The 12,831-nt window shown below is 41.8% G+C and carries 8 protein-coding genes and 1 riboswitch; of the genes, 2 read left to right on the top strand and 6 right to left on the bottom strand.

The window, feature by feature from the left end:
- Positions 1-150: 150 nt before the first annotated feature.
- Together HWX64_RS09145 and HWX64_RS09140 are read right to left on the bottom strand one after the other, a co-directional pair.
- The gene (locus HWX64_RS09145) at positions 151-996 is read right to left on the bottom strand and encodes an STAS domain-containing protein (RefSeq protein ID WP_175989155.1); all 846 of its coding nucleotides are present in this window, start codon (positions 994-996) and stop codon (positions 151-153) included.
- A 104-nt stretch (positions 997-1,100) separates the two neighbouring features.
- Entirely contained in the window at positions 1,101-2,141 is a 1,041-nt protein-coding gene (locus HWX64_RS09140; protein WP_175989154.1) for an alpha/beta fold hydrolase, read from the bottom strand.
- Positions 2,142-2,558: 417 nt separating this feature from the next.
- On the opposite strand from HWX64_RS09140, the gene HWX64_RS09135 reads away from it, so the two are divergent.
- Positions 2,559-2,759 carry a hypothetical protein gene (locus tag HWX64_RS09135; protein ID WP_175989153.1) on the top strand — a complete coding sequence of 67 codons (201 nt, stop codon included), beginning with the start codon at positions 2,559-2,561 and terminating at the stop codon, positions 2,757-2,759.
- A gap of 890 nt (positions 2,760-3,649) precedes the next feature.
- On the opposite strand, the gene metH is transcribed toward HWX64_RS09135, so the two are convergent.
- Genes metH through HWX64_RS09115 form a run of 4 tightly spaced genes read right to left on the bottom strand, consistent with a single transcriptional unit; the run spans position 3,650 to position 11,257 of the window.
- The gene (gene metH, locus HWX64_RS09130; RefSeq protein ID WP_175989152.1) at positions 3,650-7,099 is read right to left on the bottom strand and encodes a methionine synthase; all 3,450 of its coding nucleotides are present in this window, start codon (positions 7,097-7,099) and stop codon (positions 3,650-3,652) included.
- Positions 7,080-8,930 carry a bifunctional homocysteine S-methyltransferase/methylenetetrahydrofolate reductase gene (locus HWX64_RS09125; RefSeq protein WP_175989151.1) on the bottom strand — a complete coding sequence of 617 codons (1,851 nt, stop codon included), beginning with the start codon at positions 8,928-8,930 and terminating at the stop codon, positions 7,080-7,082. Before HWX64_RS09125 ends, metH begins: the two co-directional genes overlap by 20 nt.
- A gap of 28 nt (positions 8,931-8,958) precedes the next feature.
- Positions 8,959-10,143: a cystathionine beta-lyase gene (metC, locus tag HWX64_RS09120; RefSeq protein ID WP_175989150.1), complete on the bottom strand. Its 1,185-nt coding sequence runs from the start codon at positions 10,141-10,143 to the stop codon at positions 8,959-8,961.
- Positions 10,136-11,257 carry a methionine biosynthesis PLP-dependent protein gene (locus tag HWX64_RS09115; protein WP_175989149.1) on the bottom strand — a complete coding sequence of 374 codons (1,122 nt, stop codon included), beginning with the start codon at positions 11,255-11,257 and terminating at the stop codon, positions 10,136-10,138. Before HWX64_RS09115 ends, metC begins: the two co-directional genes overlap by 8 nt.
- Before the next feature lie 92 nt (positions 11,258-11,349).
- Positions 11,350-11,453: riboswitch (SAM riboswitch) on the bottom strand.
- 236 nt (positions 11,454-11,689) lie between these two features.
- Here HWX64_RS09115 and HWX64_RS09110 point away from each other — a divergent pair.
- On the top strand, positions 11,690-12,823 hold the full coding sequence (locus HWX64_RS09110; protein WP_175989148.1) for a zinc-dependent alcohol dehydrogenase: 1,134 nt from the start codon (positions 11,690-11,692) through the stop codon (positions 12,821-12,823).
- Positions 12,824-12,831 lie beyond the last annotated feature (8 nt).

Below are 12,831 nucleotides of genomic sequence, written 5' to 3'. Positions count from 1 at the left end.
CGTTACTCACTCCCAATCCTATAGTTCTATTCATTATCTACAAATAGCTTACAATATATTTATCTTTAATTCAAGATTTTTAATTTCAAAGTGTTTTTCGCTCCCAAAAACTAAAAAAGCATCCGTCGAATGAAGACGAATGCTTTCACCTTAACTATGAGCCTTACTGTTAATTGTAATGGCCTGAGCCAATGTAGACGTGATTGTCAATCTATCAAAGTTCAGACCAAGCTGAACCGCCGTTTGGGCAATTTCAGGCCGCAACCCGGAAAGAATTGGTTTCACACCGATTAATTCGAGGGCATCTATAAGCTGAAATAGCTGATGGGCAACCATCGTATCAATCATGACAACACCTGAAAGGTCGATAAATAAATAGGAAACCTCTTTTTGAACACATTGTTCCAATGTGTTTTCAAGTATCAATTTAGCACGGGTCGGGTCGATATTCCCTATTAGCGGAACCAATGCCGTATCTTCATTTAGGGAAATGAGAGGAGTGCTCAATTCGTGGATGATTTGCTGCTGTGAATGCAGCTGTTTTTCCACAACTTGATTTTGAAGTTCCATAAACCTTAACATTGCCCTGTCAAATGATTCAATCACAATATCCTCCCACATTCTCATCTGGTCGAATATATTTTCTTCCGGATAATTTTGGGCAAATTCATTCACAAAATCAAGGTATTGATTACGGACACGCATAAATTCTTGTATGATATTATGGGTAGGAGTCTCAAGATGGTGTTTATCTTCCGCAATGGTTAATACCCAATCATCCAACCGTTTATTGAACGTCTGTTTATCTATCATAAACACTTCACAAAATAATTGATGGAATTCAAAATTTTGATTTTTTAAGTTTTCAATTACTTTCGGATCACTAGAGGAGTACACTCCGGATGCTTTATTCTTGTCAATTGTATTATACCAAGCCTCCGTTAATTCACGGGCTTTACTTAATAAAAAGCTATGTAAATCTTTGTTTATATGCATATCTAGCACGTTCCTCCCCTGATAGTTGGTGAAGCTTTTACAATTATTTATTTGTAAGATCCTTTCAATCTATTATAGTATAGTAAATTACCATAAGCCAATTATTATAGGCTGCGAAATAAATGTTCCTTTTCCTCTATCAGTAATTGTTCTATTTTCCGGCAATCATCAGGGTGGAATAAATGAGCTGATTTTTCCAGTTGAATCATCTTCTTTCCTTTTTCAGCAATGAGCGATTCAACATATTCTTCTACTAACGAACCGAATACATGCACATCCTTCATACCATGTATAAACGTCACCGGTATTTTTAGATTTTGCACTGAATTCCTGCAATTAATGTTCGGCAGGTCTTTGATAAAAGTATCTGTGTATGTAAGTTTAAAACTTTTATACAGGGTGTTATAGACATCCAGTAATGAATAATCTTGTGATGAAATCATCCGCCACATGATTTTTGCGAACCCAGGATGCTTCAAACGATCTCCCTTATATATTAAAGAATTGAATTTTGTCTGCCATTTTCTCAGCACCGACCATTGTTTATAACTTTCAGTATAAGGCGGCTCACCTATGTCATTTAATTCGTTGATTGCTTTTATGTTTTCCCTTTTTTCTGCTTCGAGTTTAGCCCACTGCAAAGCAAGCCGGTCATTATCAGTCCAACTGATGATTTGTGATATCCCCACGTAAGAATGGTATTCCTCAGGAAACCTCTTCGCCAAGTGAATACCGATGAGGCTTCCAAAGGAATGAGCAGCCAGGAATACTTTTTTTCTATTAAACTTTTTCTTTAAATACTGGGTTAATTCATAGGCATCACGGATGAATTGCTCGAGATGGATAGATTCTGAAGAAACATCTGCAGAATACGACTTTCCGGTTCCCCGCTGGTCCCAAAACACTAAGATGTAATGCTTCACCAACTCTTTTGTAGTTGTTGCAATCGTGTAATCCTGCCCCCTGCTTGACACACCTGGAAGTGGCATCGAGGGTCCTACATGTATGAATAATAATACTGGTCTATCTATGCTTTCTCCCTGTATTAGAATTGACTGAGAAACTCCACCGATGATGAGCCTGTCAATGCAGTCAATCCCCTTGTCCCCAATTGAAAAATCCCTCTTCCTTACCCACCCTGCCATTTGTGATTCCCCTTTTCCTCAATCATAATTCAGAAAAGATTCCGTCAAAAAAGAATTCATTTTCTTCTTTTAAGACTTTAATCCCACTCATATTGTACCATTTTCATCCAATTAAAGTTGCGATCATTCAATTAAAAGCCAATAAGTTTGCATAATTGTAAATGTATTCATAATATTGCACGATCATTTATAAAAATTCTATTTTTCAACTGAATTATCTCGCCTACACACCTGGAAGGGTATATAATGTAAGAAAGAATTGTTGAATTTCGAATTTCATGTCGATTAAACCAAAAAATTGCAGATAAACTCTTCTGAGCGATTTATCAGATTCATGAGTCAAAAGGATGCACGTAAAAATAGATTCATTGTAACGTCTTTTCAACCGATGGCCAAATAATTGGGGAGTTGATGAAGGTGAAAAGAAAACTGTCAAGAGTATCGATTGAAATCCTTTCGATTAAAAGTGCTTGTGAATTCTGCAAAAATATGGGGATGACACCCAGTATAGCAAACCTATCCATGGTAACCGGTTTATCTGAAGAAAAGATCCTCGAAAGAATCGAGCTTGATTTTCCCGTTTATATTCGGCCTGAAAACGAAAAAAGGATGATCTAAGAATCAGGCTTGTTACATCATAACGCAGAGGCATAATTCCTGCTTTCAGCTGCATGCTCTAAAATATCTCTAACAGCAAATCAACTTCACCGCCTGCACCTTCAACCCATGAAAGTCGTATAGAACCAATAAAAAAATCCCCCTGTCAGCACCGGGTACTGTTTTGAGGTACAAACTATAAAAAAACATTAAAAAAAGGGAAGCAAATCATCATGATTTTGCAACCCTTTTTATATTGGATATAACAAGCTTTTTAAGAAGTCGGCTTCTAATTTGAATATTAACTTGTTACCGAAACGGCACTAAAATTGAAGCGTTACAGAACTTTCTGTAACGCTTCAATTGCGATGTTTTTTTATAATCTGGGTAACGTGTTCGTTTAGTCTCCAAAATTAAAAAAATGGGAAAATTAGGTAAAAATTTATTAAACTAAAGAACAGGTTGGTGATCTTTGGATTCACAGGATACCTTATCCTTTATAGAGCAGCTAAAGATATTAATAAGGGGAAATTTCCCCGTTATTCTGCTGAAGCTCGCTTGGATAGGGGAAAATAAGGGGAAAATTTTCTTCTAATCTTGCTCAGATCTCCAATTTTAATGTTTTTCAAGTAAATAAAAGTAAAACTTCCCTTTATTTTAACTGTTTTCAGTTCCATTTCTTCATTAAGGGAAATTTCTTCCCTTATTTAATCATCCAATGTTACTGATTCTTTCATCTAGCTCGAGGGGTTCCGCTTTTTTCATTTTGTCGGGTAAGATCATCTTTAAATGTATCTGCAATGACTACCACATTTTGCGGTGTAGATTGTAATTTTGCACTCCAAAACAGAACCCGTTACCCGTCAGGGGGCTTTTCAATCATTATTTTCATTTTGATTACGCCAGATTTCCTAAAGTACATTAAAATACCTGGCTTCAGGATGGGCAAATACCATTGCTGTAACAGAAGCTTCCGGTTCCATCATACATCCATCCGTCAATTCGATCCCTATTCGTTCAGGGTTGAGGAGCTTGAAGAGTTTTTGCTGATCATCAAGGTCTGGACAAGCAGGGTAACCAAATGAAAAACGCTGTCCCTGGTATTTAGTCCTAAAACGATCCTGGATTGTCAAATCAACCGGATCGGGAAATCCCCAGCGGCTTCTCATCATTTCATGAACCCTTTCCGCTAGTCCTTCAGCAGTCTCAAGTGCCAATGCTTGAATAGCATGACTTTCCAGGAATCTTCCCTCCTCTTTCAATTCAGCAGCCCATTTTCTGATTTCTCGTCCGGCTGTCACGGCAAAGAACCCGACATAATCCATTTCACCGCTTTCGACCGATCGAAGATAATCGGCTAAGCACAAATGCTGATTTCTCATTTGCCTAGGAAAATGAAATCGTTCAATTTCTTTTCCGGCGTCATCCGGGTCGTAAATAATCACATCGTCGCCTTGAGACTGGGCAGGAAAAAATTGATAAAGTGCGGAAGCATGTATTAATCCTTCGTTTTTTGCTTTCTCATATAAATCATCCGTTATTTCCTTGATTCGGAGCGTGCGTTCATCTCTTTCCTCAAGAAGCCGTGAAACCTTCCCTTTGATCCCAAGGTGATGACCAAGAAGCATTTGCTGATTAATATAAGGATGAATTTGATTCAGTGAAAAATCTTTGATGATATGCGGCCTTAAATCCGGCGGTACATAAATCTGTACATCCGTTGACACAGTTGAGCGGACTTTCACTGCAACCGATGAGTTTCCTGCAGGTTCTTTTTCTTCGGCCCCATTCGTTTCCAGGAGCTTCAGCCTGCTTTCCTCTTCCCATTTCTTTCTGGTCCCTTCATTTTGCACCCCATTGATGATGCTTAGTCCATCCATGGCGTCTTTTGCATATAGAACGAGACCTTCATATTCCTTTGCTATTTTGGTGGAGGTGAATTTTCTGGTCAGTGCTGCGCCTCCTACGATGATCGGCACTGAGATGTTGGACTGCCTTAGATCTTGCGCCGTAATGACCATCTGCTGAGCAGACTTCACCAAAAGTCCTGATAATCCGACAATATCCGGTTCTTCTTGTCTTATCACTTCAATTAGTTCCTGAGGAGTAACTTTGATTCCCAAGTCTTTCACTTCATAACCATTATTGCTGAGAATGATGTCCACCAGATTCTTACCGATATCATGAACATCACCTTTTACGGTGGCAAGTATTACTTTTCCTTTGGAAGAGGATGATGTTCCGCTCTGTTCCATATGCGGCTCCAAGAAGGCGACAGATGCTTTCATGACTTCAGCACTTTGAAGTACTTCTGCCACGATAAGCTGATTATCATTAAATAAGCGTCCCACTTCACTCATACCATCCATTAAAGGACCATTGATGATATCGAGCGGCGCACTATATTGTTCTAAAGCAAGTTCAAGATCGGGAATCAACCCTTCTTTCGTACCTTCGACAATATAATGAGCTAGCCGTTCTTCCAGAGTCATCGTATTGACAGGTATTTTTACCTCTTTTTTCTTTCCACGATAAAATTCAGTAAAAGCTGCAAGCGTTGCATCCGTTGTTTCAAACAGGAGTTTTTCTGCCTGTTCCACCTCCTCTGCTGGAATGGAAGCGAACCGTTCAAGCTTCTCTGTATTCACAATCGCGTAATCAAGTCCGGCTTTCGTACAGTGATATAGGAATACGGCATTCAGGATTTCCCTCCCTACAGGAGGCAGACCGAACGAGACGTTGCTTATCCCGAGTATGTGTGGACACTGGGGGAGCAATTCTTTAATTTTCTTGATCGCTTCAACGGTAGCGTTCGCTGAGCCTATATATTGTGCATCCCCGGTCCCCACTGGAAATACAAGCGGATCGAAGATGATATCCTCTGAAGCAAGCCCATATTTCTTCGTCAACAGTTCATGGGACCGTTGGGCAATTTCAACCTTTCGCTGTGCCGTGACTCCCATTCCCTTTTCATCGATGGTTCCTACCACAACTGCAGCTCCGTACTTCTTAATGAGCGGGGTAATTTTTTCAAATCGCTCTTCCCCGTCTTCCAAGTTGATGGAGTTGATGATCACTTTACCTTGTGAATATCTCAAAGCTGTTTCCAGGACTTCTTCATCAGTTGAATCTATGACAAGCGGGACCTTCACTTTCTTCACGACTTCCTGGATAAACGTATTCATATCATTCACTTCATCCCGGTCAGGATCAGCCACACAGATGTCGATGACCTGAGCTCCGTTTTTCACCTGGGCTCTTGCAATTTCTGAAGCTTCTTCGATTTTATTCTCGGCTATCAAGCGCTTAAATTTCCTTGAGCCGATCACATTCGTTCGTTCACCCACGAGGATCGGACGGTTGTCTTTATCTTCATATAAAAATGGTTCGATGCCTGAGACGGCATGGGCATGTGCTTCATTCGGAATCCTTGGCTGAAATTCTTTTGCCAAGTCTGATAAAGCCCGAATGTGTTCTGGTGAGGTACCGCAGCATCCACCTACAAGGTTCAGCCAGCCTTTCTCAAGAAATCCCCTCATTTTAAGACTAAGGGATTCCGGCGTTTCATTATAATTCCCTTCCTCATCGGGCAGGCCGGCATTTGGATAACAGCTCACATACGTTGTCGCTAAATCTGAAAGAGATCTAAGATGGTCCCTCATAAATTCAGGTCCAGTCGCACAATTCAATCCGACCACCAGTGGATTCAGATGTTCCAGCGACAAATAAAATGCTTCTATATTCTGCCCCGCCAATGTCGTACCCATCGGTTCAATGGTTCCCGATAGAAGGATGGGAACCTCCCTTCCGCTTTCTTCGCATGCTGCCCGTATACCAAGGTTAGCTGCTTTCACATTCAGAGCATCCTGGCTGGTCTCGAGTAATAGAACGTCCACTCCGCCATCCAGAAGTCCCTTTGCCTGAATACGGTAGTTCTCCGATAATTCATCGAAACTGATTCCCCCGGTTACCGATAGCGTTTTCGTTGTCGGTCCCATAGAGCCTGCTACAAATCTTGGCCGCTCGGCTGTCGAGAAGGAATTTGCCGCTTGTTTGGCTATTTCAGCTGCTGTTCTATTTATTTCATAGGCTTTCGATCCTATTTCGTATTCATCCAGTACAACGGGGGTGCCCCCGAATGTATTCGTTTCAATCACATCCGCTCCTGCCAGCAGATATTCCCTGTGTATGTTGTAAATGACATCTGGAGCGGTCAGGACAAGGTGTTCGTTGCACCCGTCCAATTCCTCACCACCGAAATCTTCCGGGGATAAACCTGCTTCCTGAAGCATTGTTCCCATCGCCCCGTCGAGGACGAGTATTTTCTTTCTAAGCTGCTGTTCAAATAATGTGCCGGCCATAAGGAACCTCCTTTTCTATCACTGCTTTTTCTTTCATATACCGTAGCAATTCAATACTCATATCATAACGGACAAAAGGAGTAATCAGATAGATACCGTTAAACAATTCAAGTGCGGTGTCCAATGATTCCTTTGCAATCTGCATTCCGACTGCCCTTGTGTGGACGGGGTCTGAACCTGCATCCTTCATTCTGTTTCTTGTTTCCTCCGGTACTTTGATGCCGGGTACTTCATGGTGAAGAAACTCTGCATTTCTCGAACTCAGTAAAGGCATGATCCCAATGAAAATTGGCGTATCTAAATGCTTCGTAGCTTCGTATACTTGGAACATTTCTTCGACTCCAAATATAGGCTGAGAAATGAAGTAATCAGCTCCAGCCTTTATTTTTCTCTCGAGGCGTTTTACCGAAGCATCCATATGCCTGAAGTTCGGATTGTATGCAGCACCTACTGAGAACTGAGTCTTTTGCCTGAGTGACTTGCCGGAGAATGATATTCCTTCATTATTTTGTTTGATTAATTCAATCAGTTCCAGACTTGAGAGATCGTAAACAGAAGCCGCTCCCGGGAAATCCCCTATCTTGGCGGGATCACCTGTAATAGCTAAAATATTGTGGATCCCCAGGGTATGGAGTCCCATCAAATGTGATTGTAGACCGATTAAATTACGGTCACGGCAAGTGATGTGAACCAATGGAGTAAGATCATATCGTTCCTTTACCATTGTCCCGATCGCGTCATTACTGACCCTCGGAGATGCCAATGGATTATCAGCAAGGGTCAATGCATCAATCCCCTCTTCCTTTAAAGCTTGAGCACCCTTAAAGAACAAATCTGTATCAAGGTGCTTGGGCGGGTCCAGTTCGACGATTACCGTCTTCTTTTCTTTCACTTGATGATGCAGGAGCCTCTCTTTTGGAGGCTGGGATGAAAGCTGCACCGACTTTTTTGTCTTCACTTTCTTTTCAGTCACAGGCACCCTGCTTTTTAATTTTTTTGACACAGCCCGGATATGCTCAGGGGTCGTCCCGCAGCATCCTCCTATGATTCTGGCCCCTTGTTCGCGGAGTTCATTGCTGATATCCCCGAAATACTCCGGTTCAGCAGAATAATAGAATCTTCCCTCTTCATAGTTCGGCAGACTCGCATTAGGATAAACGGATAGAAAGGAGCTCTTGGGAACCGGCACTTCTTCAAGTGAAGAAACCATGTGATATGGACCCATTCTGCAATTGATCCCTACAACATCTGCACCCAGCAATTCCAGCTGATGAAGAGCTTCTTTTATCTTCATGCCATTTTGAAGAACTCCTGTTTCATGCAGCGATACCTGTGCAATGACGGGAAGATCTGTTTCCCGCTTTGCAATCTTCAGGACTGTCGTCAATTCCTCAAAGTCGTAGTACGTTTCAAGGAGGATTCCATCAACACCTTCAAGAAGCAAACAGTACAGCTGTTCCCGGAAGCTTCTTTTGATTTCCTCGAGTGAAATATTTTGCTTGATCGCCCTGATTCCACCAATGGTCCCTATTACATAGGTGTGATCCCCAGCCGCCTTTTTAGCGAGCCTTGCAGCTGCGGTATTGATTTCTTTCACAGAATCCTCCAGCCCATACCGGGAAAGTTTTTCGTAATTGGCACCGTACGTATTGGTCTGGATGATATCCGCTCCAGCTTCTATATAATCTCTGTGGACTTTCAATACTTCATTAGGGTGTGAAAGGTTCAACTCCTCGAAGCATCGATCCACCCCGTATGAATACAACAGAGTCCCCATTGCTCCGTCTGCTATCAAAATTCTTTCTTTCAAAGATTGTATGAGCGGTTTCACACGATCCCTCCTTCTCTTTCATTCTCTGTTATAAATTGATGACTTTCTTTATTGGTACTTCTTTCAGAGAATTCAACCCCTGTTCAAGGTCCTTAATCAATTCATCTGTGTTCTCCAATCCAACTGATAACCTCAGCAGGCCAGATGTGATCCCCCTTCTCACTCTTTCCTTTTCAGGCATGGATGCATGAGACATTTTTGCAGGATATGAAAGGATGGATTCAACTGCACCTAAGCTTACAGCAAATACAGGGATATCTACTTGTTTTGTCAATTTCCTGACTTCTTCTTCACCTTTTAAGCGGAAGGATAAGACAGCACCAGGTCCTTTTGCCTGGCGAACATGGATTTCATGGCCTTTATGATAGCTCAGTCCCGGGTAATATACTTCTTCCACTTCATCCCTCGTTTCAAGGAAGCGGGCGATCTTATAGGCACTTTCGGATGACTGCTTAAGGCGTACATGCAATGTTTTAAGGCCTCTCAGCAATAGCCAGCTGTCTTGAGGTCCCAGTACAGCACCAAATGAATTTTGTAAGAATGATAACTTCTGGGCGATTTTTTCATTTCCGGTCACTGCTATTCCGGCGAGTACATCACTGTGACCTGCCAGAAACTTGGTTGCACTGTGTAAGACCACATCTACTCCAAGTGATAAAGGCTTTTGCAGCAGAGGAGTCATAAACGTATTATCGAGAAAGGTCAGACAGTTATTGGCTTTTGCCAATTTTACGACCCCTTCAATATCTGTAATGTTAAGTAAAGGGTTCGAAGGTGTTTCAATGTAAATCACTTTTGTATTTGGTTTGATTGAACGGGCGACCTCATGAAGATCCCTCATATCCACAAAGGAATACTGAATGCCAAATCGGTTCAATACCTCTGTGATCAATCGATAAGTACCCCCATATACTTCTTCAGAAATGAGGACATGATCCCCATGCGAAAGCATAAGGAAACTCGTAGAAATGGCTGCCATGCCTGAAGAAAAAGCAAACCCTTCTACGCCGCCTTCAAGTTCTGCAATCGTCTCTTCCAATGCTTCCCTGGTTGGATTTCCCGACCTGCTGTAATCATAGGATCCATATTGGTCAAAATCGCTCTGATGAAAAGTGGTTGCGTGATAGAGCGGTGTAGAAACAGCACCTGTATGGGCATCATATCCGTGAGAATGAAGCAGGGAAGTTTGCTGTGAGTACGTTTTTTCACTCATGTATAAGCACCTCTCCTCTTAATTGATTAAAAACATTCTCCAAATCTGAAATGATATCATCTACATTTTCAATACCGACCGAAAATCTCAAGAGACGATTACATATGCCGAGTGTATTCCTTTCACATTCAGGAATATCAGCATGGGTCTGGGTTGCAGGATACGTAATGAAGCTTTCAACACCGCCAAGACTTTCCGCGAATGTAATGATGTCTAATTTCTCAAGAAAAGGACCGACCCATTCCTCCCTAGAAATGCGAAAAGAAAGCATCCCGCCTCTTCCGGTATAAAGGACATCCGTCACGCAGTCATGATTCGTTAAATACTCTGCAACCTCATTTGCATTTTTTTCATGCTGGGCCATCCGCAGGCCTAATGTTTTCATGCCGCGGAGTAACAGCCAGCAATCAAAGGGTGAAAGAACGGCACCGATCGAATTCTGAATGGTATAGAGTTTCTCTCCCAATTCTTTGTTTCTGACGATGACAGCACCGGCAAGTACGTCATTGTGGCCGCCTAGATACTTTGTAGCACTGTGAACGACTATATCAGCACCTTCTGCAATGGGCTTTTGAAGGATTGGTGTGTAAAAGGTGTTATCCACAATCAGTAATATCTCGTTATCCTTAGCGATGGTAGACACCGTTGAAATACTTGTTTCATTCATTAATGGATTGGTTGGCGTTTCAAGGAATATCGCTCTTGTCTTTTCGTTTATTTTTTCAACAATATGATTTTCTTCATGAGTGTCCACGAAATGAAACCTGATACCGTATTGATTTTCATACTGTACAAACAAACGATAGCTTCCGCCATACAAATCCTGGGAAACAATCAATTCATCACCTGACGAAAATAAGCTCAGTACAGCTTGGATGGCTGCCATCCCCGAACTGAAAGCGAAGCCTCTATCCCCCTCTTCCAAAAGAGCCAGTGTATCTTCCAAAATGGTCCTGGTCGGGTTTCCGGTCCGCGTATAATCAAATCCAGTCGATTGACCGATCCCCTTATGCTGATATGCGGTTGATAAGTGAATGGCAGGACTTATTGCTCCTGTCCTCTCATCCGTACGATTTCCTGATTGAACGAGAATGGTATCGATGTGTTTTTTCAATTTCGTCACTCCTTTTCTTATTTAAACGAAAAAGGATATAAAACAAAAAGCCTTCTTATGAAATATAAGAAGGCTTCAGTCGTTCAATCTCCCTCTTATCGTCCAAGTTGAATTCAACTTGCTGGAATTAGCACCATGCCCTTGGCTGGTTGCTGAGGTGTCATAGGGCCAGTCCCTCTACCTCTCTGGATAAGAATCTATTTGGTTTAATTAACTATCATCAATCACTTTATTAAAATAACTTCTTCATAACTTACATCATACTTTATTAAAAGTCAATGAAAATTATGAATACTTTGGCATTTTCAATGGAATGCCAAGAGTTATTTTTAAGCAAAAGGTCGTACAAAATAGCATGCATAAAAAATATATGTTTGAACAACCAATATCAAGTCTATATGTATAGAAATACTTGATTAGGATGTGATAGGAATGAAGGGCGTGACTTTCCAAGGAAAAGAAAAAATGGTGGTCAAAGAAGTTGAAACTCCCGATATTCAAGAAAATACAGACATGATCGTGAGAATCACTGCAAGTGGTATCTGTGGTTCTGACCTTCACCTTTACCACGGCGGAATCGAACCGGAACAAGATTATGTAGTGGGGCATGAGCCAATGGGAATTGTCGAAGAAGTAGGGTCGGAAGTAAAAAGTCTGAAAAAAGGGGACCGTGTCGTCATTCCATTCAATATTGGCTGCGGGGAATGTTTTTTCTGCAAGAACCAGATGGAAAGTCAGTGTGACGATTCCAACCCACATGGAGAAATTGGAGGTCTATTTGGATTTACTGAAATGATGGGAGGCTACCCAGGCGGACAGGCAGAATATCTACGAGTGCCCTATGCGGACTTTACTTCATTTAAAGTACCTGAGACCAGTAACCTTGACGACGAAAGTGTCCTCTTCCTTTCGGATGTCATTCCGACGGCTTATTGGAGCGTTGAAAACAGCGGAGTAAAAGAAGGGGATACGGTCATTGTTCTTGGGAGCGGTCCGATCGGACTGATGGCTCAGAAGTTCGCCAAGTTAAAAGGGGCCGAGCGCGTCATTGCTGTCGATCAGGTTGAGCACCGTCTAAGTCATGCTAAACGTACAAACAGTGCTGAAATCTATAATTTCAAAGAGACCCCGGACATCGGCTCTGTCCTCCACGAATATACCAAAGGGGGTGCTGATGTGGTCATCGACTGTGTAGGAATGGATGGGACCGTCGCTCCTGATGAGACGTTCGGATCTGAATTTGATAATCAATTCGGAACCATCTCCCCTATTAAAACCGCATCGCAGGCAGTAAGGAAATTCGGGACGGTGCAATTGACAGGTGTATATGGCACTGAGGCAAATCGTTTTCCATTAGGGGATTTCTTCAGTAGAAATGTCTCTATCAAAATGGGGCAAGCTCCAGTCATACACCTTATGCCTAAGTTGTATGACATGATAGAAAACAACGAGTTTGATCCAACGGATATCATCACTCATCGTTTACCTCTTGAAGAGGCTGCAAAGGGTTATGATATTTTCGATAAGAAAGAAGACGGAAATATTAAGGTGATTTTAAAACCATAGTGTGTTTG

It is taken from the genome of Bacillus sp. Marseille-Q1617, assembly GCF_903645295.1.
Classification (GTDB): Bacteria; Bacillota; Bacilli; order Bacillales; family Bacillaceae_B; genus Rossellomorea.
The sequence above is the reverse complement of the archived record's forward strand: the minus strand, read 5'-3'. Positions and strand labels throughout refer to the sequence as shown.